Source organism: Cytobacillus gottheilii (assembly GCF_900166665.1).
GTDB classification, from domain to species: domain Bacteria; phylum Bacillota; class Bacilli; order Bacillales; family Cytobacillaceae; genus Cytobacillus; species Cytobacillus gottheilii_A.
Window position 1 is genome coordinate 1,563,732 of the sequence record NZ_LT800494.1, and the last position, 22,576, is coordinate 1,586,307.

The 22,576-nt window shown below is 39.5% G+C and carries 29 protein-coding genes and 1 pseudogene; 25 read left to right on the plus strand and 5 right to left on the minus strand.

Annotation, left to right across the window (positions count from 1 at the left end; all coding sequences use genetic code 11):
* Positions 1-512, plus strand: a pseudogene (locus tag B7E07_RS23565) (aminomethyl-transferring glycine dehydrogenase subunit GcvPB); the annotation flags it as partial.
* Between the two features lie 330 nt (positions 513-842).
* Here the strand turns inward: B7E07_RS23565 and B7E07_RS07615 are convergent.
* Positions 843-1,280 (minus strand): cell wall hydrolase, encoded by a 438-nt coding sequence (locus B7E07_RS07615; protein ID WP_080845163.1) that lies wholly within the window; start codon positions 1,278-1,280, stop codon positions 843-845.
* Between the two features lie 241 nt (positions 1,281-1,521).
* Between B7E07_RS07615 and B7E07_RS07620 the strand changes: the two genes are divergently transcribed.
* The 3 genes from B7E07_RS07620 to B7E07_RS07630 all read left to right on the plus strand — a co-directional run bounded on the left by B7E07_RS07620 (position 1,522) and on the right by B7E07_RS07630 (position 3,064).
* Positions 1,522-2,127 carry a YdcF family protein gene (locus tag B7E07_RS07620; RefSeq protein WP_080845166.1) on the plus strand — a complete coding sequence of 202 codons (606 nt, stop codon included), beginning with the start codon at positions 1,522-1,524 and terminating at the stop codon, positions 2,125-2,127.
* Positions 2,128-2,214: 87 nt separating this feature from the next.
* Positions 2,215-2,727, plus strand: coding sequence for a GNAT family N-acetyltransferase (locus B7E07_RS07625; protein ID WP_080845168.1), 513 nt, complete (start codon positions 2,215-2,217; stop codon positions 2,725-2,727).
* 145 nt (positions 2,728-2,872) lie between these two features.
* Positions 2,873-3,064 carry a hypothetical protein gene (locus B7E07_RS07630; protein WP_080845170.1) on the plus strand — a complete coding sequence of 64 codons (192 nt, stop codon included), beginning with the start codon at positions 2,873-2,875 and terminating at the stop codon, positions 3,062-3,064.
* Here the strand turns inward: B7E07_RS07630 and B7E07_RS07635 are convergent.
* Positions 3,061-3,828: a serine/threonine protein kinase gene (locus B7E07_RS07635; RefSeq protein WP_257391536.1), complete on the minus strand. Its 768-nt coding sequence runs from the start codon at positions 3,826-3,828 to the stop codon at positions 3,061-3,063. The two genes, B7E07_RS07630 and B7E07_RS07635, sit on opposite strands and share 4 nt — an antisense overlap.
* Positions 3,829-4,091: 263 nt before the next feature.
* A complete protein-coding gene (locus B7E07_RS07640; RefSeq protein ID WP_080845173.1) occupies positions 4,092-4,472 on the minus strand; it encodes a rhodanese-like domain-containing protein in 381 nt (126 codons plus the stop codon).
* Positions 4,473-4,652: 180 nt separating this feature from the next.
* Here B7E07_RS07640 and B7E07_RS07645 point away from each other — a divergent pair, with 180 nt between their 5' ends.
* Together B7E07_RS07645 and B7E07_RS07650 are read left to right on the plus strand one after the other, a co-directional pair.
* Positions 4,653-5,489 carry a lipoate--protein ligase family protein gene (locus B7E07_RS07645; RefSeq protein WP_080845176.1) on the plus strand — a complete coding sequence of 279 codons (837 nt, stop codon included), beginning with the start codon at positions 4,653-4,655 and terminating at the stop codon, positions 5,487-5,489.
* A 457-nt stretch (positions 5,490-5,946) separates the two neighbouring features.
* Positions 5,947-6,831 (plus strand): patatin-like phospholipase family protein, encoded by an 885-nt coding sequence (locus B7E07_RS07650; protein WP_080845178.1) that lies wholly within the window; start codon positions 5,947-5,949, stop codon positions 6,829-6,831.
* Between the two features lie 22 nt (positions 6,832-6,853).
* Here the strand turns inward: B7E07_RS07650 and B7E07_RS07655 are convergent, their stop codons facing one another.
* The gene (locus tag B7E07_RS07655) at positions 6,854-7,240 is read right to left on the minus strand and encodes an SA1362 family protein (RefSeq protein WP_257391414.1); all 387 of its coding nucleotides are present in this window, start codon (positions 7,238-7,240) and stop codon (positions 6,854-6,856) included.
* 293 nt (positions 7,241-7,533) lie between these two features.
* Between B7E07_RS07655 and B7E07_RS07660 the strand changes: the two genes are divergently transcribed.
* The 4 genes from B7E07_RS07660 to efp all read left to right on the plus strand — a co-directional run bounded on the left by B7E07_RS07660 (position 7,534) and on the right by efp (position 10,385).
* On the plus strand, positions 7,534-8,073 hold the full coding sequence (locus tag B7E07_RS07660) for a YqhR family membrane protein (RefSeq protein WP_080845184.1): 540 nt from the start codon (positions 7,534-7,536) through the stop codon (positions 8,071-8,073).
* A 225-nt stretch (positions 8,074-8,298) separates the two neighbouring features.
* Positions 8,299-8,730, plus strand: a complete 432-nt coding sequence (gene aroQ / locus B7E07_RS07665; protein ID WP_080845186.1) for a type II 3-dehydroquinate dehydratase — start codon at positions 8,299-8,301, stop codon at positions 8,728-8,730.
* A gap of 13 nt (positions 8,731-8,743) precedes the next feature.
* Positions 8,744-9,805 carry a M24 family metallopeptidase gene (locus B7E07_RS07670; RefSeq protein ID WP_080845188.1) on the plus strand — a complete coding sequence of 354 codons (1,062 nt, stop codon included), beginning with the start codon at positions 8,744-8,746 and terminating at the stop codon, positions 9,803-9,805.
* 22 nt (positions 9,806-9,827) lie between these two features.
* Entirely contained in the window at positions 9,828-10,385 is a 558-nt protein-coding gene (gene efp, locus B7E07_RS07675; protein WP_080845190.1) for an elongation factor P, read from the plus strand.
* Between the two features lie 56 nt (positions 10,386-10,441).
* On the opposite strand, the gene B7E07_RS07680 is transcribed toward efp, so the two are convergent.
* Positions 10,442-11,107: an SIMPL domain-containing protein gene (locus B7E07_RS07680; RefSeq protein WP_080845192.1), complete on the minus strand. Its 666-nt coding sequence runs from the start codon at positions 11,105-11,107 to the stop codon at positions 10,442-10,444.
* Positions 11,108-11,398: 291 nt separating this feature from the next.
* On the opposite strand from B7E07_RS07680, the gene spoIIIAA reads away from it, so the two are divergent.
* The 15 genes from spoIIIAA (at position 11,399) to B7E07_RS07755 (ending at position 22,436) form a co-directional block, all read left to right on the plus strand.
* A complete protein-coding gene (gene spoIIIAA, locus B7E07_RS07685; protein ID WP_080845194.1) occupies positions 11,399-12,331 on the plus strand; it encodes a stage III sporulation protein AA in 933 nt (310 codons plus the stop codon).
* A complete protein-coding gene (gene spoIIIAB / locus B7E07_RS07690) occupies positions 12,325-12,840 on the plus strand; it encodes a stage III sporulation protein SpoIIIAB (RefSeq protein WP_080845195.1) in 516 nt (171 codons plus the stop codon). The genes spoIIIAA and spoIIIAB overlap by 7 nt, the downstream gene beginning before the upstream one ends.
* 58 nt (positions 12,841-12,898) lie before the next feature.
* Positions 12,899-13,105 (plus strand): stage III sporulation protein AC, encoded by a 207-nt coding sequence (spoIIIAC, locus tag B7E07_RS07695; RefSeq protein WP_009332905.1) that lies wholly within the window; start codon positions 12,899-12,901, stop codon positions 13,103-13,105.
* Positions 13,106-13,119: 14 nt separating this feature from the next.
* The gene (spoIIIAD, locus tag B7E07_RS07700) at positions 13,120-13,509 is read left to right on the plus strand and encodes a stage III sporulation protein AD (RefSeq protein ID WP_139785590.1); all 390 of its coding nucleotides are present in this window, start codon (positions 13,120-13,122) and stop codon (positions 13,507-13,509) included.
* A 61-nt stretch (positions 13,510-13,570) separates the two neighbouring features.
* Positions 13,571-14,770: a stage III sporulation protein AE gene (gene spoIIIAE / locus B7E07_RS07705; RefSeq protein ID WP_080845198.1), complete on the plus strand. Its 1,200-nt coding sequence runs from the start codon at positions 13,571-13,573 to the stop codon at positions 14,768-14,770.
* A gap of 8 nt (positions 14,771-14,778) precedes the next feature.
* Complete coding sequence (spoIIIAF, locus tag B7E07_RS07710; RefSeq protein WP_306807549.1) at positions 14,779-15,393, plus strand: stage III sporulation protein AF; 615 nt, start codon at positions 14,779-14,781, stop codon at positions 15,391-15,393.
* 6 nt (positions 15,394-15,399) lie between these two features.
* Positions 15,400-16,053: a stage III sporulation protein AG gene (gene spoIIIAG, locus B7E07_RS07715; RefSeq protein WP_080845202.1), complete on the plus strand. Its 654-nt coding sequence runs from the start codon at positions 15,400-15,402 to the stop codon at positions 16,051-16,053.
* A 15-nt stretch (positions 16,054-16,068) separates the two neighbouring features.
* Positions 16,069-16,626 (plus strand): SpoIIIAH-like family protein, encoded by a 558-nt coding sequence (locus tag B7E07_RS07720; protein WP_080845206.1) that lies wholly within the window; start codon positions 16,069-16,071, stop codon positions 16,624-16,626.
* A gap of 335 nt (positions 16,627-16,961) precedes the next feature.
* Positions 16,962-17,465 carry an acetyl-CoA carboxylase biotin carboxyl carrier protein gene (gene accB, locus B7E07_RS07725; protein ID WP_080845208.1) on the plus strand — a complete coding sequence of 168 codons (504 nt, stop codon included), beginning with the start codon at positions 16,962-16,964 and terminating at the stop codon, positions 17,463-17,465.
* Positions 17,466-17,488: 23 nt separating this feature from the next.
* Positions 17,489-18,847, plus strand: coding sequence for an acetyl-CoA carboxylase biotin carboxylase subunit (accC, locus tag B7E07_RS07730; protein WP_080849137.1), 1,359 nt, complete (start codon positions 17,489-17,491; stop codon positions 18,845-18,847).
* Positions 18,848-18,863: 16 nt separating this feature from the next.
* Positions 18,864-19,271 (plus strand): Asp23/Gls24 family envelope stress response protein, encoded by a 408-nt coding sequence (locus tag B7E07_RS07735; protein WP_080845211.1) that lies wholly within the window; start codon positions 18,864-18,866, stop codon positions 19,269-19,271.
* 198 nt (positions 19,272-19,469) lie between these two features.
* Positions 19,470-19,862: a transcription antitermination factor NusB gene (nusB, locus tag B7E07_RS07740; protein WP_080845213.1), complete on the plus strand. Its 393-nt coding sequence runs from the start codon at positions 19,470-19,472 to the stop codon at positions 19,860-19,862.
* 99 nt (positions 19,863-19,961) lie between these two features.
* A complete protein-coding gene (gene xseA / locus B7E07_RS07745) occupies positions 19,962-21,311 on the plus strand; it encodes an exodeoxyribonuclease VII large subunit (protein ID WP_080845217.1) in 1,350 nt (449 codons plus the stop codon).
* On the plus strand, positions 21,308-21,541 hold the full coding sequence (locus B7E07_RS07750; RefSeq protein WP_080845220.1) for an exodeoxyribonuclease VII small subunit: 234 nt from the start codon (positions 21,308-21,310) through the stop codon (positions 21,539-21,541). The genes xseA and B7E07_RS07750 overlap by 4 nt, the downstream gene beginning before the upstream one ends.
* 4 nt (positions 21,542-21,545) lie before the next feature.
* Positions 21,546-22,436, plus strand: a complete 891-nt coding sequence (locus B7E07_RS07755) for a polyprenyl synthetase family protein (protein WP_080845224.1) — start codon at positions 21,546-21,548, stop codon at positions 22,434-22,436.
* The last annotated feature ends 140 nt before the right edge of the window (positions 22,437-22,576 follow it).

Sequence of the window (22,576 nt, forward strand, 5' to 3'; positions counted from 1 at the left end):
GACCGGACTCAATTGGCCGTGTAAAACCATACTACGGCAACTTTGGCATTAATGTACGTGCCTATACGTATATTCGCACAATGGGCCCTGATGGTCTAAAAGCTGTTACAGAATATGCAGTACTGAATGCTAACTACATGATGAGAAGATTATCTTCAGCTTATGACCTGCCATTTGACAGACATTGTAAGCATGAATTTGTCTTAAGCGGAAAAAGACAGAAAAAGCTTGGTGTGCGTACTCTTGATATTGCTAAACGCCTGCTTGATTTTGGCTATCACCCGCCAACAATCTACTTCCCGCTTAATGTGGAAGAGTGTATTATGATTGAGCCTACTGAAACAGAGTCTAAGGAAACGCTCGACAGCTTCATTGATGCGATGCTGCAAATTGCAAGAGAAGCAGAGGAGAATCCAGAAATCGTGCAGGAGGCTCCGCACACAACCGTAATCGGCCGTTTAGATGAAACTTTGGCAGCAAGAAAGCCAGTATTGAAATATGTAAAACAATAATAAAAATAGAAGGCCGGGACATAAGTATTTCACACACTCATAGAACCGAATGATTAGGGAGTCATCTTCTAATCATTCGGTTTTTTTATGAATATAAAATAACTGAGTGAAATGGAGCGGAGGACCCTCGACTCCTGTGGGCAATAGAGGAAAAGGTGAGACCCCGCAGGAGCTTGCTCCGAGGAGGCTCAGCTTCCTCCCCACGGAAAGCGAGGGTCCGCAGCGCAATGGAACGGCCTTGCTTAATTACCCAAACCAAGATAGTGAATATTCATGTTTGAGAAATATTAATTTCTTTTTGTCCCAGCCTCTTTACTTCTTTATGAACAATTATCTATAAGCACTTTCACATGTGTTAGCCTGAGGTTCATAATAGCAATGCTGTTTATATTGTCCCGCGAATGGCTGACCATACCAAGTAGGAGGACATGGGGCATACGGATTAAAGTACCACAGAGAATATTTAGACGGATGCTGGCGCCAATTTTTCAATACTTTTCGTGCCAGCTCTCTCTCAACCTCCCTAGCCGGGTTATAAAATAAATTTCCTTTTTGCACTGCTTCAAAAGAATAGTTGCCGCCCTGAATTTGAAAAATGACATCCCGAATTGATCTTACTTCCCTAAAATCCAAACAATCAGCAGCAGCTCGATTGACAATAACATTTCCAACCATGAGCATTCCCAGCTGCCCTTCACCCTCGGCTTCTGCTCTCATCATCCTTGCTATTAAATCAATGTCCTTGCTGGTATACCTTACTCTTGTCACGGCGATCACCTCTAAAATATTGTATGAAAAAACCTTTGATACATGTTAGCTTTTCATAATTTTTCTTCTTTGAATTCCTGTTGCAACAAGCTGTTTAGTGAATTTCTAGGATGTTTTATCTACACTATAAAATCAACTTTTGAGTTTATGAGACACACTTCAAGAAAGAATGGATACAAGAAGGAATTCCCATTTATATTGTTGAAGTTATTTTTGTAAATGAATAAAGAAGAGGTGGCACATGTATATATCACAATTAGAAGCAGGAAAGCTGACAGATCTCCAGATGTCCAAATTATTATTTTCAGATATTGAAGATGATCGTAAACCTGGAGATTGTATTTTTGTAGCTGGAAGCAGCAGGGCAATTCAATACCGGTTGCCAAAAGCTGTTGATTTATATCATGACGGCAGAGCAGCTAAAATGATCTTCACAGGGGGAGTGAAGTGGCATGGAAGCAGTGATCCGGAGGCGGTCATGCTAAAAAAAGAAGCCATTGCACTAGGCATACCAGAAAGTGATATTCTGGTAGAGGATACTTCCTTGCATACTTTAGAGAATGTGCTTGCCTCTCTTCTTGTCCTAGACAGAGAATTTCACCTCTTTAAAATAAAGCGGTTATTAGTGGTCACAGCTTCCTGGCATATGAGACGCTTACAATTAACGTTAGAGACATATATGCCTGACTGGATCCAATACACCCTTTGTCCTGCAGATGATCAGCACACAAGTGAGAATAACTGGTTTCTTAGTGAGATTGGCAGACAGCGTGTAGAAAGTGAATGTGCAAAAATCATTCAATATGTAAAACAAGGGGCGTTAAAAGACATGGAAATACAGTTTTGAGGGAGAAATGGTGAATTCCATGAAGTTGTACATCCTTTTACCAAAATAGCAAGTTAATCATTAATTTTATATAGGAGAATTGAGATAATGAATTTAGTTAAACCAACTATACAGCATTATGAACAAATCATGGCTTATCGGGAGGTGTTTTTAGAACGAGGAGAAACGCCTTATGGAGGCTCTTCCCTGCAAAAATTTACTGATTATCACAAGTGGTTGGATAATGTTATAAGTCAAGAGATTGAAGAACTTTTACCTCCGCACAAAGTCCCCGTCACTCAATTCCTAAGTATTGAAAATGGTGAGTTAATTGGACTAATCAATATTCGCCATGTATTAACACCAGAATTATTAATGAATGGAGGACATATCGGATATAGCATCCACCCAAATAGGCGCAGAAAAGGATATGCCGCTGAGCAGCTTCGGCTTAGCTTGCTTGAAGCGCAGAAACTTGGCTTAGAACAAATTTTGGTCACATGTGATAAAAGCAATATTGCTTCAGCAAAAACCATTGAAAAAGTTGGCGGTATTTTAGAGAATGAAATAAAGCCATTGAAATCAAAAGAATCAGTTTTGCGATACTGGATAAAAATATGATCCTGAGAATATAGGAAGCACATAAATAATAAAAAGCATACCTGAGATCATAGAGTGGCGGTTTTAAGCTAACGGTTTATTATAAGTTTATGTTAGAATGTGAAAAAACACAAAGAATGCAAGCGAGAATGAGAGGAGGGGACTTATGTTTAAAAAAATTCTAAAGCAAATTACAAAGATGTCCCGTGACAGCAGTGATCGAAGACGTCATTATCGTCGCTATAGCAGCAGTGACCGGAAGTATTACGGCCGGGGAAGCAGCAGCAGCCGTCGCTATAAACGGAATCCTTTGGGCGGAAGCAAGTATTATAAGAGGAGAGGCCGAAGCAGCAGTTAAATGGGATCTGCCTGCACATTCAATGCTGATTGAAGATCGGCTTTGATTTCGGCAATGTCTGAATATGGCTGATTGATTTGCAGCAGCCGTTTTAACAATCTGACCGTTTCCGGTTTTAACGAAAGTTCTTCTGTCCATGGAAGAGCTTTTTTGTATTTAGAGTTGAATGTTGTATAAAGCAAATACAGCAGAATCTCTCCTAGATCATAATAATCCTGCAGCTTCATCTCGATCATTTCCTGTTGATTTTGCGGCGATTGTGCTAAACCTAAATCGATCAAATAAAACTCCGCATTGTTTTCCATCACATTTGGGATCCGGATATCAAGGTGAAAAATGTCTATACTATGAAGATAGTCTATAAAGTCAAGCAGATGTGTCAAAACAAATAATGCTTCTTCCTCATTAAATGTTCGCTTTTTATGGAAAATGAGGTCTTCCAGATTATCACCTTCAATATAGCTCATGACATAAAATAAAGAACCATTACTAGAGAATGTTTCAAAAATCTTTGGTATATTTCTATGGTTAAGGCTGCTCAAAATAGACATTTCCTCTTTGAACATGTCAACCTCTTTTTTACACATATGCTTACTCGGACGCAGTTGTTTGATTACTTTTCTCTCGTTGGACACTAGTTCTCTGCACAAGTAAACAAGTCCGTAGCTTCCTGCTCCGATTATGTTCAAGATCTCATAGGCATCATTCAATATTGTTCCTTTTTTTATAGGTTTGTCTAAAAAGAATTGATACATTTTCCGCATGGCACGCAATATAAAAACTCCTTTAAAACATATTCGCTAAATTTTCATCTTTACATGATCGATCATACCAAAAAAACACGTAAAAAGTGTAAAGTGAATATATCAGCGTACTGAGAAGAATATAGGTCACATTAAATGCAAAAGAGGCGTCTTCACTTGAAGACAGCCTCTTACTGTATACATTCAAAAATTGAATTAGCATAACCACTTTGTCGTACAAAAGCTAATTTCATATATGAAGTATAAGTGCAAACTGCACGTGTTTATTTTTTCTTAACTTTGCCGCTCCATTTTTTAAAGCCGCCCTGCAGGTGACTAAGGTTTTTGTAGCCTTTTCTGCTTAAGAGCTGAGCCGCTCTGCCGCTTCTCATGCCGCTTTGGCAATATAAATAAACAGGCTTATCAGGACGCAATTCCTGGAGTCTCGTTTTAAGCTGGGAAAGCGGGATATTTCTAGAACCGAGTATATGTCCAGCTTCATACTCATTTGGTTCGCGGACATCAATCAGCTGCGCTTTGCGGTAGCCTTCACGAAATTCTTCCTCTGTGAGTGTTTTAACGATTCTCTTCTGAATTAGCCAGTTAACGACAGAATAAACCACAATCGCACCAAGCATAATCAGAAGGAAATAAAGGATATCCAATGTGTCTTTCTCCTTTCACACATATGATAAGACAAGTATAATTATATAAGGCATCACTATATGAGTAAAGAAAAATAGGTAATTTTTTATACGAAAGGTAAATGCTTTTTTTCTAAATGGAATTTTGCTAGACTTTGGTTTGACAGCAAGTTAATAACAATTCGAAAAAGAGGGTATAAAATGGCAAAGGAAGTATGGCGGTTTATCGATTCAGGAAATCATTCAGCAGCATTTAATATGGCGCTTGATGAAGCGCTTCTTGATTGGAATAGCGAAGGGAAAATCCCGCCGGTTATCCGTTTTTATGGCTGGGAGCCAGCGACATTATCGATTGGTTATTTTCAAAAAGTGGAAAAGGAAATAAATATGGATAGTGTTAAACAGCATGGGCTTGGATTTGTGCGTCGCCCAACTGGTGGCAGAGGCGTCTTGCACGAGCATGAACTTACATATAGTGTTATTGTTTCTGAAGAACATCCGGATATGCCGAAAACGGTTACAGAAGCCTACCGTGTTATATCTGAGGGAATTTTAAAGGGATTTCACAATCTTGGGATGGATGCATATTTTGCCGTGCCAAAAACAGAAGCAGATCGCGAATCATTAAAGAATCCCCGTTCTGCCGTATGTTTTGATGCACCAAGCTGGTATGAACTTGTTGTAGAAGGACGTAAGGTAGCTGGAAGTGCACAAACGAGACAGAAGGGTGTCATCCTCCAGCATGGCTCGATTCTTTTAGATCTTGATGAAGACAAGCTTTTCAGCTTGTTTAAATATCCTAATGAGCGCGTAAAAGAAAGAATGCAAAAGGCATTTAAAAACAAAGCAGTTGCCATTAATGAAATTGCTAAAGAAAATGTCACCATTGAAATGGCGAAAAAGGCTTTCAAAGAAGGTTTCGAGCAAGGCTTGGATATTAAACTTGAGCCATATGAGTTAACGGAAGAAGAATTAGCGTATGTCCATAAAATCGCTAAAGATCGTTATGAAAGTGATGAATGGAATTTTAAAAGATAATAAGACTAACAACCCTAGGCTGGAGAAGAGTGTTCCGGCCTTTTTTACGTTTCAATCCTAAGAATAGATAGGATTTTTGAAAAGCTGAGTGTGACAGATGATTTGACTGATTTTTGAAATCCTGTGTTTGATCTTGTTTGCGTAATTAATACACTTTTAATTTCTTAAATATGGATAACAAGGTCAAGTTTTCACAAGTAATACCTTCACCTTTATCAGGATATAGTACTCTCATTCAAGCTCTTTAGATCCACCTAATATCCGCTTTATCCCCGTATTTCGGAAATTACTCACATGCTCTAATCTTTCTCTTGCTTCGGGAGTTGATCTTCTAAGCCGATCCCCGTCCGCCTTTAAAACCCAGTAATTATTCTAATGCTGTTAAAAAAATCGTACTATTTTTCTCATTTCCTGCTTAAAGATGTAGTAGGCGAGTTCTGTGCAGGGGGTGGTGAACATGTATATTGATGGCGTGTTTTCTGGGGGAGGCATTAAGGGATTTGCTTTAGTTGGTGCATATGAGGTTGTGGAGAAGCGAGGCTTTCGTTTTAAAAGAGTAGCTGGAACTAGCGCTGGATCGATCGTGGCTGCGTTAATTGCAGCTCAATATACAAGTGATGAAATTGCTGAATTAATGAAGGAACTTGATGTGAAAACGTTTATGGATGATAGAAAAGCGATTATTCCATTTGCTGTGACAAAATGGATTTTCTTATATTGGAGATTAGGTCTGTATAAAGGCGCAGAGCTTGAAAAGTGGATGGAAGAGAAGTTAGCTTTAAGAGGAATTAGGACATTTTCAGATTTGCCTCCTCAGGCACTTCGCGTCGTTGCATCAGATTTAACAAATGGCAGGCTTGTTGTTATACCAGATGATCTTCCGAATTATGGAATAGATCATGGTTCCTTTTCTGTTGCCAAGGCAATTCGAATGAGCTGCAGTCTTCCGTATTTTTTTGAGCCAGTCAAATTGTATGCACAGCAACGAACCAGTCTAATGGTAGATGGCGGTGTATTGAGTAATTTTCCGATGTGGCTTTTTGATAAAGAAAATGTCAAAAAAGTCAGGCCTGTTCTTGGCATTAAGTTGAGCCACAATCTAAATGAACGCCCGGCGAAAAAAATTAATAATGCGTTTAAGCTGTATGAAGCGTTGTTTGAAACAATGAAAGACGCTCATGACGCTCGTTATATTTCCAGAAAACATGCGCAGAATATAATTTTTATTCCGACAGACGGTGTTCTGGCAACTGAATTTGAATTGACCGAGGAGAGAAGAAATGACCTGCTCGAGCTTGGCAGACAGTGTGCTCTTCAATTCTTCTCAAAATGGAGTTATTAGAATAGAAAAAAATCGGGCTTCTTTATAAAGATGCCCGATTTTTTCTTTTGCTCTTCTTTCCTTCTATAACGGTGAGCTGTACAGATGATTTTTTCTTTGGTTTTTTGATAGAGGTAAGCGAAGCAGTTTTTGGTTTGCGGTTTGCACTTGAAGACGCATCCTTTTTCATAAACCGTTTTTTTGATTTTCTGGCAGCTTGTTTAAAGGCCCGGTTTTCCTTGTTGCCACTGTTGCTGGAGGATACACGCGTAATCAGAAAATAGATAATTGCGATTATGATTGCAGCAACTGCAACTGTCCGCAATACGCCAAGTGGGTCTGAAAATAAACTGACGGCTATTCCCAAAATCCCCAATACAATGAGTGCTGCAACGACATAAAACGAAACTCGATTTTTCAAGAATGCCACCTCCTTGAGTTGTTATTAACAAAAGTTCATTTTGTCTAACAGTTTGTACACGATATACTTCTATATATTTTTTCCATAAAAGACATTTTTAAACGATAAAATTGAAGGTTGTAATCGTTATTATAATAAATTCTCTTTTTCTGCGTCAAAACCTTTTGATGAAATAAATAATGTTTAAGAAAAAGTGTATTAATGGCTTTGGTTGTTCATTCCAGCATAATCTCCTGCATCATATAAAATTTACAAATCGCATTAGAGGATGCAAGGAATATGTGCAGCGGGACATACTATGAATGGAGGTGTTCATTTTGGCGGATAAAGAAAATAAAAAGCTTGAACAAAATCAAAAGGATAAACCGATGTCTATAATGATGATGACGGTCTTAACAGGTTTGATTGGGGGAATTCTTTGGAGCGGTGTAGGGTATATTGCCAACGTATTTAATTTTACCGAAATTCCAGCAAATACAATCTTAGAGCCTTGGACAATAGGAGAATGGAAAGATGGCTGGTTAGGCATCATTATCTCGATTTTACTAATGGGAGCCATATCCATTGTGGCGGCTCTGCTTTATTATGCGATGTTAAGAAAATTTTACAGTATTTGGGTCGGGATCGGGTATGGAATTGTTTTATTTTTATTAGTTTTCCTCGTACTGAACCCGATTTTTCCTGGGATTCCTCCATTCGGGGAGCTTGAGCGGAATACAATTATAACTTCTGGCTGTTTATATATCTTGTATGGTGTATTTGTTGGTTATTCTATATCTTATGAAACTAGCGAGCTTAGAAAAATGGAGCAAAAGGCAGAGGAAGCCGATGCACAAAGCTAGGTCGCATAAGCCTTTTAAAAGAAAATAATCTGTCCTGATGCCTTCGGGACAGATCGATTTTTCGTTCTTACCCGGACTTGCCTGTAATCGCATATAAATTGACATCTTATCATTTCAATGAAAGTATCGGTATTCCTTCGTGCTTCAAACTTTCTTTTTTATTCAATTGCCATAATTGTGATAAAATAAAGATGTTGTATAAATTGTTTGGCAGAGGTGTAAGGAATGAAGAAAATACTGTTGCTGAATGGGCCGAATCTAAATATGCTTGGCAAAAGAGAACCTGGCATTTATGGTTCTGTTACTCTTTTACAAATAGAGGAGCAAATAAAAGAGGCGGCAGCAAAGCATGGAGCAGAATTGTCTGCGTTTCAGTCCAATCATGAAGGAGCTTTAATTGATAAGCTGCAGGAAGCAAACGCCTCTGAATATACAGGTGTTATTTTTAATCCTGGTGCCTTTACGCATTATAGTTATGCACTTAGGGACGCCATTGCAGGAATACAAATTCCTGTTGTAGAAGTACATATTTCAAACATCCATGCGAGAGAAGAGTTCCGTCATAAGTCTGTACTTGCACCTGTCAGTAAAGGGCAGATTGCTGGTTTAGGGGTTAAAGGCTATGAATTGGCACTTCTTGCGTTATTGGAATTGTAAAGGAGAGAGAAACATGGGGAAAATTGAAAAATTACGTTCAAAGTTTAGTGAATTGGGTATAGACGGAATGCTGATTACAAGTTCATATAATCGCCGCTATATGTCTGGTTTTACAGGAAGTGCTGGCGTTGTATTAATCAGTCAGGAAAAGGCACTGTTTATTACTGATTTCCGTTATGTTGAACAAGCAGGCAAGCAATGCGAAGGCTATGAGATTGTTCAGCATACTGGTGTGATCCCAGCTGAGGTAGAAGAACAGGTGAAGAAGCTGGGAATTTCAAAACTTGGATTTGAACAGGACTATGTTTCATTTGCTAGCTTTAAAACGTATGAAAAAGCTGTTTCTGCGGAACTTGTACCGATTTCCGGTGTTATTGAAAAGTTGCGCTTGATTAAGGATGCATCTGAGATTAAGATATTAAAGGAAGCTGCGAAGATCGCAGATGATGCTTTTTCGCATATATTAAACTTCATTAAGCCAGGCAAGACGGAAATTGAGGTTTCGAATGAGCTGGAATTCTTTATGAGAAAAGCTGGTGCTACTTCTTCTTCTTTTGATATTATTGTTGCTTCAGGATACCGTTCAGCTTATCCGCATGGTGTGGCAAGTGATAAAGTCATTGAAAGTGGTGATTTTGTCACAATGGATTTTGGTGCACTGTATAACGGCTATATTTCAGATATCACTCGTACAGTTGCTGTTGGACAGCCATCAGATCAGCTCGCAGAAATCTATAACGTGGTTTTAGAAGCACAATTAAAAGGAATGAATGGAATTAAGCCAGGTCTCACTGGAAAACAAGCTGATGCCTTAACTCGTGATCATATTACTGAAAAAGGCTTTGGCGAATACTTTGGTCACTCAACAGGTCATGGAATCGGTCTTGAAGTGCATGAAGGCCCAGGACTTTCCAGTAAATCAGAAGTAGTTTTAGAGCCGGGTATGGTTGTAACAGTAGAACCGGGAATTTACATTCCAGGCGTAGGCGGCGTTCGTATTGAAGATGATACGATTATTACAGCTGATCATAATGAATCGCTTACTCATTCTAAAAAAGATTTAATTATTTTGTAATGAAAATTGGAGGATTTTTTGCATGATTTCAGTAAATGACTTTCGTACAGGATTGACTATTGAAGTAGATAACGGCATTTGGCGCGTACTGGATTTCCAGCATGTTAAGCCAGGGAAAGGTGCTGCTTTTGTTCGTTCAAAGCTTAGAAACCTGCGTACAGGTGCGATCCAGGAAAAAACATTCCGTGGAGGAGAAAAAGTAGCAAAAGCACAAATTGATAACCGTAAAATGCAATATTTATATGCAAATGGTGATCAGCATGTGTTCATGGACAATGAATCATATGAGCAGATCGAACTTCCTGCAACTTCAATTGAGTACGAATTGAAGTTCTTGAAAGAGAACATGGAAATTCATATTATGATGTTCCAAGGCGAATCTCTTGGAATTGAACTGCCAAATACAGTTGAGCTTGTTGTAACTGAAACAGAGCCAGGCATTAAAGGGGATACTGCTTCAGGCGGTACAAAGCCAGCAATTATGGAGACGGGTTTAAGTGTTCAAGTGCCATTCTTCATTAACGAAGGTGACAAACTGATCATTAATACAACTGATAGTTCTTACGTATCTCGTGCATAATCATTAGCATCATACAAAAATCCCGAGGGTTATTTGCCCTCGGGATTTTCTGTTTATTAGAAATAAGAAAACTCTGCGATAACAATGCTTTTTATTGTTAATTCTCCCGCCTGAATTGGAACTGCTTCCGCTTTAGCCATTAGACCAGTACTGCTGAAAGGGGTTATTCCATCAGTTTGTAATTGTTCGGAGACACGCAGCGGTGTTTGATTCAATTGAACACCCATGCTCCTGGCAATAGCTTCTGCTTTCTCAACAGCATTAAATACGGCAATGGAAAGTGCTTGCTGCTTATAGGCATTTGGGGGTGAAGAAGTAAACTGAATGCTGTTCACTAAGTTTGCACCGTTCTGTACAGCGGCATCAACAATTTCTCCTGTCTTTTCCAATTCCTTTACTGTAATCTGCAGAAGGTGCTCAACTTGATAGCCCCGCAAAATTTGAGTGCCTTCATGATAGTCATAAACAGGGAATACTTGATAACTTGCCGTTTGGATCTGTTTTTCAGGAATGCCAAGCTCTTTAAGCCCATTTAATATATTTGTTATCTTAGCTGTGCTGAGCGCTTGAGCCTCATTTAGTGTCTTCTGTTCCTCCCTTACGCCCAGTTGGATTTGCGCCTCGGTCGGCTGTATTCTCCATTCTCCCACGCCGACAACCGTTATTCGTTTCTTTGAAGCAAAATGTCCAGTTTCCCGATAAAATGATTGTCCGTATACCATTCTCTCTCCTCCACTTGTGATGTATTGTTGGTCTTAACTATTTTATTCAGGGAGATGTCTTCGTTTTCCTTTAATGAATATCTTCTAATACGTCATATCTCTTTCCTCTGTTTGAGTCACAGCCTTCACATAAGAAGGATTGCCACGTTTAAAAATGTATGAACACTGCCTGTTCTTAATATCCACCTAAAAAAATTCAAACAAGGTCATAATGTCCACTCCGCAGCATACATTTAAAGTAATGAGAGCTAGTCCTATAGCTGTTGAAATTTTTAAAGGAGGCACTGCGTTATGGAAAACATTCTAGCCTATTTGCCAAATAACATTTCAGATCATTGCAAACATATTCCTCCAGATCATTTATCACAGCTTGAAGAAATTCGCGTACGCATCCACCGTCCGCTGGAATTGACTTGGAAAGGTGAGACAAGCTTCTTGCCTTACATTGCTACACATGATGATGCTGTTCAGCTTTTAAATAAAATCAGTCACCATTCGATTTATACATTAGAAGAAGAGTTGAAAAGGGGCTTTATTACAATAGAAGGCGGTCATCGAATTGGTCTTGCCGGGAAAGTCATTTTAGAAGGAGGGAAGGTGAAAGCGATAAGAGATATTTCTTCCTTCAATATTCGGATTGCTAAAGAACAGCTTGGTATTGCAGATAAGCTTATTCCTTTTATATATGACCGTGAGTGGAAGCATTCCATGATAATTGGTCCGCCGCAAACCGGAAAAACAACCCTTCTCCGTGATATAGCTAGAATCATTTCAAGCGGAGATCCTTCGGGACGGTTTCATGCTCAAAAGGTTGGAATCGTTGATGAAAGATCCGAAATTGCCGGGAGTGTAAACGGAATTCCAGAAATGACTTTTGGGCACCGCCTGGATGTGCTCGATGGCTGTCCAAAGGCTGAAGGCATGATGATGATGATTCGGTCCATGAGCCCAGATGTATTAATTGTGGACGAGATAGGATCTCATGAAGATAAAGAAGCGATTATGGAAGCTGTAAATGCAGGAATTAAGCTGATTATGACAACCCATGGCACCTCTTTTGAAGAAATTAAACAGCGTCCAACCTTAGCACCGATCCTTGAAGCCGGCATTTTTGAACGATTTATTGAATTGGATCGAAAACATGGACCAGGCGGAATTAAGAGCATTAAAGATGGACAAGGTTTACTAGTTACATCGGAAAAGCTGGCGATGTCAAAATGGTGAAAATCATTGGTGCTATTTTAATCATACTTGCTACCTCGTGGATTGGGTTTGAGGCGTCAAGGCATCTGAGTGAAAGACCGAGGCAGTTAAGGCAGCTGAAATCGGCTTTGCAGTCGCTGGATGCTGAAATTATGTATGGCCATACGCCCCTGCATGAAGCAGCAAGAAGGCTATCCGCTCAGCTATCAAATCCATTGGCTTCATTTTTTTCTTCATTTTCAAAGCGGTTAACAGAGACAGAGACGACTGTAAGAGACGCATGGGAGGATTGTCTAAAAGAGATCTGGGGCAAGACGGCGTTAAAGCAAGGGGAATTTGAAATCATGAAGCAGTTTGGTGAGACGCTGGGCAGACATGACCGGATTTCTCAGCAAAAGCAGATTATGCTCGCACTGGCTCATTTGGAAAGAGAAGTCAACGATGCTCATGAAAAACAGGCGAAATATGAAAGAATGGCCAAAAGCTTCGGATTTCTTTCTGGCCTGCTCATTATCATTTTATTAGTATAATACTTTTTTTACTTTTGAGGTAAGGAATCAAGAGGGCGAGAGCTTAGGAGGAGAAAAAATGGGCTTGGAAGTTGATATTATTTTCAAAATTGCTGGTGTAGGGATTGTTGTTGCCTTTCTTCATACCATTCTTGATCAAGTTGGCAAAAAAGAATACGCCCAGTGGGTCACCTTATTTGGTTTTATTTATATTTTGTTTATGGTCGCATCCATTGTCGATAATTTATTTCAAAAAATTAAATCTGTCTTTCTATTCCAAGGCTAAGGGAGGCGGCTGCCATTGAAATTCTTCAAATAGTCGGTCTTGGACTTGTTGCTACGTTCTTAGTTCTGATTGTAAAAGAGCAAAAGCCGAATTTTGCTTTTTTTATCGTTATGTTTGTCGGCTGCGCTATTTTTCTATTTTTAATTGACCAAGTTCATGCCATCATCATGATGATTGAAAAGATTGCTGTGAATGCAAATGTGAATATGGTCTATCTCGAAACGATTCTAAAGATCATAGGTATCGCTTATATTGCAGAATTCGCTTCGCAAATGACAAAAGATGCGGGGCAGGGAGCGATTGCCAGCAAGATTGAACTGGCAGGGAAGATTTTAATATTAGCAATGGCTATTCCGATTTTAACCGTTTTAATTGAAACAATTGTTCAAATGATTCCTAATTAGCAATTGAGCTTTGCACCACTAGACGCAGCAATATTCGTATTTCCTTTAAAGAGGTGTCCATATGAAGCACTATATCCGGAACGTGTTGATGTTAAGCTTTTTTGCTTTCTTCATATTTAGTCCGAGTGTACAAGCCTCCCCACAAACAGACAATGCCGACGCGGCGATCCATGCTGAAGATTTGCTTGATGACCAAATAGATTCTTTAAATCTTGATGAATTAAAGACGTTTTGGGAAGAGATCAGCACCACTTATGGAGGCTTTCTGCCAGAAAGTCAAAAAGGGAGTTTATATGAGTTTATTAAAGGAGACAAGCAGTTTTCCTTCCAGGAATGGGCTAAAGGTGCTCTGAAGTTTGCCTTCCATGAATTGATTGTGAATGGAAAATTGCTCGGAACTTTAATTCTGTTAACGGTATTTAGCATGTTTTTGCAATCTCTGCAAAATGCCTTTGAACAAAGCACGATCAGCAAGGTTGCGTATGCGATTGTGTTTATGGTTCTTATGATTATTGCGTTAAATAGCTTTCATGTTGCTATGCAATATACAGAAGATGCGATTAGCACAATGATTTCTTTTATTATGGCACTGATCCCATTGCTGCTGGCGCTGATTGCAACATCGGGCGGGATTGTATCAGCAGCATTTTTTCATCCTGTAATTCTCTTTCTCATGAATATAAGCGGACTGCTCATTCAATATGTGATTTTGCCTCTGCTGTTATTGTCCACTATTTTAAGCATTGTCAGTGCTTTGTCTGATCAATATAAAGTAACGCAGCTGGCCAACTTATTGCGGAATTGGAGCATCGGGCTTCTTGGTCTGTTTTTAACCGTATTTTTAGGCGTTATTTCTGTACAGGGCGCCTCTTCAGCTGTAACAGATGGAATCACGATAAAAACAGCCAAGTTTATTACTGGAAATTTTATTCCGGTTATTGGGCGAATGTTTACGGATGCAACAGATACAGTCATTAGTGCATCCGTGCTTTTGAAAAATACGGTCGGTATCGCAGGAGTGGCCATTTTAATCATTATTGCGGCATTTCCGGCAATCAAAATCTTAATGATTGCCTTCATTTACAAGTTTGCTGCAGCCATTCTCCAACCGCTTGGTGGTGGCCCGATTATCACTTGTCTGGACATTATCAGCAAAAGTGTCATTTATGTGTTTGCAGCATTGGCGGTTGTATCTTTAATGTTTTTCCTTAGTTTAACCGTTATCATTGCCGCAGGAAATTTAACAATGATGATCCGGTAAGGAGGCAGATGATGGATTTTATTAAAGAATGGATTACGAATATTATCCTGTTTATTCTCATTGCAACAGTCATAGATATGCTTCTGCCGAATACAAAGCTGCAGAAATACACAAAGATGGTTACCGGGCTCCTTTTAATCGCCATTATCCTTACTCCGATCCTGCAATTTATTTCGAAGGATTTCGAACAAGCCTTTGCTACAGTGCCCTCCTTCCAGGCTGTGAGTGAAAATAATATGGAAAATTCGATAGAAATGAAAAAAAAAGAAATACAAGCCTCACATGATGCATATATTTTAGAAAACATGGCTGTCCAACTGAAAATGGACGCAGAGGAGGAGTTGATGGCACAATACGGGCTGCAAATCGCTCATATCGAAATAGTATCTGAAGAAAAGGATGAAAACGACATTCCCGTCCTGCAGCAATTGATTGTTCAGTTGGAGCAGGCGCAGGAGGAAAGCGAGGCCGTTGAAGCGGTGGAGCCAGTAGATATAAATACAGGAAAACCGCTCCCTTCACGAACGGCAACTAATGATGCAAAGGATATTGCAGCACTCCTTTCCGATTCCTGGGATGTAGATGGACGAATAATTGACGTATTGATGGAAGGGGGGGCATAAACAGCAATGGACAAAGACAAAGGGCCCATTACGTTGTTGAAAAAATGGCTCTCAAAGGAAAATCAGCCTGATAAAAAGCCTGGAAAATACCATTATTTACTGCTCGTTCTCCTTTTTGGCGCTGCCATCATGCTGGTAAGCAATATGTTTTTCAGTGAAGAAGAATCCACCTCAGAGCTGCCAGTATTCAATAACAGTGATGAGAATAGCGAAGAGGAAGTTGCCGCATTTGGGCAAAAGCAGGGAGAAAGCACAGGTGCTATAACAGACTATGAAAAAATGTATGAATCTCAAATAAAAGAAGCACTGGACACCATAGCGGGAGTTGATGATGTAGCAGTTGTTGTCAATGTGGATGCTACAGAGAAAAAGGTGCTTGAAAAAAATAGAACAACTCAGACTCAAACAACAGACGAAACGGACCGTGAAGGCGGGAAGAGGGTTGTTGAGGATACATCAAAGGAAGAGCAGCTCGTCATCATCCGTGAAGGAGAAAAAGAGGTTCCTATTGTCATTGAAACGAAAAAACCATCGATCAGAGGGGTTTTAATTGTTGCAAAGGGAGCCGAAAACATCCAAGTGAAAAAAATGATTATTGAAGCAGTAACAAGAGCACTTGACGTGCCTAGCCATAGAGTATCTGTAATGCCTAAAAAATAAGAGGAGGAATCATAGATGTTATTAAAAAAACAAACGGTTTGGTTATTAACAATGTTAAGTTTAGTGGTGGTATTATCCGTGTATTACATTACATCCCCAGAACAAGGAAGTCAGGATCTTGCAGGTGTTGAAGAATCTGAAAATGTGGAAGAAACGGGGACTGCTGAAGAAGAAGCTGCAATGCAGGAGGAAAACGCAGATGCAACTGTTTCGACTGTAGAATCTGATGAAATGTTTGTTCAGCTTCGCCTGGATTTAGATGACCAAAGAAGCAAAGAAAAAGAAGCATTAACAGCGGTTGTGGCTTCTAGTGAAGCAACTACTGCTCAAATTAGCGAAGCTAAAGATCAGATTGAGCAATTAAATGAAATTGCCACAAAAGAACATACATTAGAGATGCTGATTAAATCGATGAACTATGAAGATGTTCTTGTTCGCGCCGAGGGTGATGAAGTGAGAATTACGGTAAAAGCAGAAGAACAGTCGAAAGCAGCAGCAAATGAAATCATCCGTGCAGCGAATAACGAAATTGAAAACCTGGGAGCAGTAGCTGTAGAATTTCAAATGAAATAAATGATATGAAAGCAGCTGGCGGTTTCGTCAGCTGCTTTCTGTATAAAAGATTAAATAGACACAGGTTCATAAGTGATTTTGCTAAAATCAATCTGTTAGGCAATCACAATATTAATAAAGTTAGCAGAAATACCTTAAAAATTTTTGTCTATTTATGATTTCATACTTCCACAAGGAATCAAGCTGTTCAATAGAGAAAATAATAAGAGAACAATAATACAGTTGAATTATCATAAGGTCTTATCGTATGATTATAGTAGCTAGTCATAATTCATGCACTTCTTCTTCAAGCTTTTGAATGAAGTGAAGTGCCAAGTGAACAAGGGGTGCAATAAATGTTAAAAGTAGAAGAAATTCGCGAATTGATTAAGCTTGTTGATGATTCAACGATTGATGAGTTTGTATATGAGCATGAAGGCTCCAAAATAAAGATGAAAAAAAAGGCTTCTGAAATCATGGTTTCTGCAGAGCCAGTAAAACAAGTGATGCAGCAGCCGCAAATACATACACAACCAGCCGTACAGCCAGCAGCTGCTGAAGCGCAGCCAGTACAGGACCTTGAACAGCCAAGCGCTGCTGCAGCTAGTGAACAAAGCAATCTTCATAAAATTGTTTCTCCAATGGTTGGAACTTTTTATCAATCTTCTTCACCAGAAGCTGGTCCTTATGTAAATGCCGGCAGCAAAGTTTATAAAGAAACGATTGTTTGTATCGTAGAAGCAATGAAATTATTTAATGAAATCGAAGCAGAAGTTAATGGTGAAATTGTTGAGGTTCTTGTAAAAGACGGACAGTTAGTAGAATATGGTCAGCCATTATTTTTAGTAAAGCCTGAGTAAGGGGGGCTGACAGGATGAATACGATGATAAAAAAAGTACTTATTGCTAATAGAGGAGAAATTGCTGTTAGGATTATTCGCGCATGCAGAGAGATGGGAATTGAGTCTGTTGCGGTTTATTCTGAGGCTGATAAGAATGCACTGCATGTACAGCTTGCGGATGAAGCATACTGTATTGGACCAACAATGTCTAAAGACAGCTATTTAAACTTTACGAATATAATCAGTGTGGCGAAGCTTACGGATTGTGATGCGATCCATCCAGGTTATGGATTTTTAGCTGAAAATGCTGACTTTGCAGAGCTATGCAGAGAGTGCAACATCATTTTTGTTGGGCCCACTCCAGAAGCGATTTCAAAAATGGGCACGAAGGATATTGCCCGTGAAACGATGAAAGAAGCTGGAGTTCCAATCGTGCCAGGCTCAAACGGGATCATTAAAGATGAAGAAGATGCGATAGCGCTGGCTAATCAAATTGAATATCCAGTGATCATTAAGGCTACTGCGGGCGGCGGCGGAAAAGGAATTCGGGTCGCTAAAAATGAGCAGGAGCTTATTAAAGGGATTGCTATTACTCAGCAGGAAGCACTCACGGCGTTCGGAAATCCTGGCGTTTATATTGAAAAATATATTGAGGACTTCCGCCATGTCGAAATACAGGTCCTTGCTGATAATTATGGAAACACCGTACATTTAGGAGAGCGAGATTGCAGCATTCAGCGAAGATTGCAAAAGCTGCTTGAAGAAACGCCATCACCTGCGTTAGATGGAGAAACACGCGAGGAAATGGGAAATGCAGCAGTGAAGGCTGCTGAGGCTGTCAACTACACTGGAGCAGGAACCATTGAGTTTATTTATGACTATAAAAATAGAAAGTTCTATTTTATGGAAATGAATACACGGATCCAAGTGGAACATCCAGTAACTGAGATGGTGACAGGTGTAGATTTAATTAAAGAACAGATTAAAGTAGCATCTGGAGAAAAGCTGGCATTTAATCAGCAGGATATTACGTATTCAGGCTGGTCTATTGAATGCAGAATTAATGCAGAGAATCCTGAAAAGAACTTTATGCCTTCAGCGGGGAAAATAGAAATGTATCTTCCTCCCGGCGGTTTAGGAGTTCGTGTGGATTCAGCTGCATATCCAGGCTATGTGATTCCGCCATTTTATGACTCAATGATTGCAAAAGTGATCACTTACGGCGATACTAGAGAAGAGGCAATCGCCCGTATGAAAAGAGCACTGAGCGAATTTATTATTGAAGGTGTTCATACAACCATTCCATTCCACTTAAAGCTTTTAAATCATGAACAATTTGTGGAAGGACAGTTTAATACGAAGTTTTTGGACATTTATGATGTAATGGGTGGTAAAGAATAATTGGAGGTGCTTTAGATTGAGTGAAAATCAAATGCTTGAAATGAATCAAGAGCATACTGGGTTAGGTAAGGTAGAGATTGCACCAGAGGTGATTGAAGTAATTGCCGGGATTGCGGCTGCAGAGGTTGAGGGTGTAGCGCAGATGCGCGGAAACTTTGCAACAGGTGTCGTTGAAAGACTTGGCAAAAAAAATCATGGCAAAGGTGTCAAAGTCGATCTGACAGAAGAAGGCATTAAAGTGGATATCTATTGCTTAATGAAGTTTGGCATATCCATTCCTAATGTCGCTCAAAAGATTCAAGATAACATTCGGCAAGCCCTCCTGAATATGACGGCCCTTGATGCAAGTGAAGTAAATATTCACGTTGTGGGTGTACTATTTGAAAACCAAAAGCAAGAGCCGGAATACGATCAGGAAATGTAAAACAACGCGAAAGCCAAGGACCTTTAAAAGTCTTTGGCTTTCCTTATGTTAATAAACAAATAACAATATGCTAAAAATCATAATCATGGAGAAATTAAGTACATAAGTGCGCATAATGGTGACATATGCTATTATCTTGTTATGTGTTTTTTTCGATGACGCGAAATAATGTGAAATAAAAGGGGTTAATGATATTCAATGAAAAGAAGAACTGCACGGGAAAAAGCTTTACAAGCATTATTCCAAATTGATGTAAGTGAAACAGATATAAACGAAGCAATTGAGCATGTCCTGGATGGCGCCCCTCAGGATCAATATTTAACGATGATGGTTGAAGGAGTTACAGAACATCGAGAGGTAATTGATCAGATGATTCAAAAACATCTTGAGAAGTGGACCATTGAAAGACTGGCGACTGTTGACCGAAATATATTAAGAATTGCCATTTTTGAGTTTAAGTACACAGAAGAACAGATTCCTGTGAACGTGGTACTGGATGAAGCTATAGAAGTAGCTAAATTATACGGTGATGACAAATCACCAAAATTTATTAATGGTGTCTTATCAAAAGTAAAAGCAGACATGCAATAACATATCTAGTGAATATGGGGTACAGATCTCCTTGATGGAGGATGGTGCCCCAATTGTTCGCTTGCCGGAGCATGAGGGCGGACTGGGCAGGAGGTTATGATGGATACACAGCGTTATTTAACTGTCATTGCATTAACAAAATATATAAAGAGAAAATTTGACAAAGATCCTCATCTCCAGGACGTATTGGTTAAAGGGGAAATTTCGAACTTTAAACAGCACTCTAGCGGGCATATGTATTTTACACTTAAAGATGAAAAGGCCCGTATTTTAGCCGTTATGTTTTCTCGATATAATCGCAATATGAAGTTTCAGCCTGAAAACGGGATGAAAATCCTTATTCGGGGTGATCTGACGGTATATGAGCAGAGCGGCCAATATCAAATTTACATAAAAGAAATGCAGCCGGACGGTATTGGAGAGTTGTATTTAGCTTATGAACAGCTAAAAGAGAAACTTGAAACAGAAGGGCTATTTTCTCAGAAAGAGAAACAAAACATTCCGAAATATCCTGAATGTGTGGGAGTCATTACTTCACCTACAGGAGCGGCAGTGCGGGATATTATCACTACAATAAGAAGAAGATATCCGATTGCCAGAATTATTGTTTATCCTGCTCTTGTTCAAGGAAATCAAGCCGCGCCTTCAATCGTTAACTGCATTAAACAAGCGAATGCAGACGGAAAAGCTGATGTGCTGATAGCTGGAAGAGGCGGAGGTTCAATCGAGGAACTATGGGCGTTTAACGAAGAGATGGTTGCTCGTGCAATATATAAATCTAAGCTGCCGATTATCTCTGCTGTTGGACATGAAACAGACTTTACCATTGCTGATTTCGTTGCGGATCTGCGTGCCCCTACCCCAACCGGTGCTGCAGAGTTAGCTGTTCCGCATATAGATGAACTGGCTGAACGAGTGTGGAATCGGCAATCAAGACTTATTAGAACAATGAGAGAAAGCGTGTCCCGGCAAACTATCAGACTAACAAGGATCCGCAAATCCTATGCTTTCAGAAATCCTCAAAAATTGTACGAGCAAAAGCTTGAGCAAGTTGATAAATATGCCGAGCAGCTTAAACGAGGGGCAGAAAAACTTTTTCTTATAAAAAAAGAAGAACAAAAGATACTGCTGAGAAGGCTAGATCGTGCCAGACCGCAGGATTTACTGCAGGAAGCAAAACAGCGCTATGATAAATCAAATAAATACTTAACAAGAAATATGACATCCATTATGCAGTCCAAACAAAAGGATTTTAAGCATTTACTATCCTCATTAGAGGCGATGAGCCCTCTGAAAATTATGGATAGAGGCTATAGCCTTGTCTATACAGAAACCGGGGCTTTGGCAAAGTCGGTACAAGCTTTAAATGTAAATGATAAGGTGAAAATTCAATTTTCGGATGGAGCGATAGATTGTACTGTAGTTGATACGGAGGGGAAATCAATATGACATCTGATAGAAAGTTATCTTTTGAGGAAGCGATGGAGCAGCTTGAAGAGATTGTAGATCAGCTTGAAGAAGGGGATGTGCCTCTTGAGGAAGCGATTGACATTTATAAAAAGGGGATGGAACTCTCAAAACTATGTCATGACAAGTTGAAAAATGTGGAATCTCAAATAGCAGAAATGATTACTGAGGATGGAAAGAGAGAGCCATTTGCCATCTCTGAGGAGGAATAGTTTTATGGGGGCAACGTTTAAAGAGTTTTCTAATCAATACAAAGACCTGCTAGAGAGCCATTTACGCACAGAAATGCTTTCACTTGAAACACCGCAGATCCTAAAAGACGCGATGATCTATTCATTAGAAGCGGGAGGCAAAAGGATACGTCCTCTTTTATTGTTTGCCACATTGGCTGCCTTTAAAAAAGATCCTAAAATAGGATTGGAAGCTGCATCAGCTATTGAGATGGTGCATACGTATTCACTTATTCATGATGATTTGCCAAGTATGGATGATGATGACTTGCGCAGAGGCAAACCTACTAATCATAAAGTGTACGGAGAAGCAGCTGCCATCCTTGCAGGAGATGCCTTGTTGACATATAGTTTTCAGCTGATTGCTTCGATTCAATCTGCAGAGACAGCGGCAGCAACAAAGCTGGCTTTAATTGCTGAGTTTGCAAAAGCTGCTGGTGCAGAAGGGATGGTTGGCGGACAGGTAGCTGATATGCAAGGGGAAGAAAAGCAATTAAATCTCGAAGAACTGGAATATATCCATGTGCACAAAACAGGGAAGCTCTTGGCTTATAGCGTGATTGCCGGCGCATTGCTTGCAGAAGCAAATGAAAGTTTAATTGATAAACTCAAAGCCTTCTCCTATCACTTAGGACTAGCTTTTCAGATCCGGGATGATATTCTTGATCTAGAAGGCACGGAAGAAATGATTGGTAAACCAGTTGGAAGCGATGAAAATAACCATAAGAGCACATATCCCTCCCTTTTATCAATGGAAGGTGCGAAAAATGCACTAAAGGAACATATAAGTGCAGCTAAAAAATATCTAAAGGAAACGGCTCTGGATACAGCTTATCTCGAGGAAATTACGGACTTAATTGCCGTAAGAGACAGCTAGTATAAAAGTTTCTATTTGGAAATTACCGCGAAATCATGTAATCTAATGATACTGAATTGAAAAAATAAATGATGAAATCGGTTTTTTTGAAAGCCAAACAGAAAAGTGAATAGCTGATGCCCGGATACTAAATGAATAAG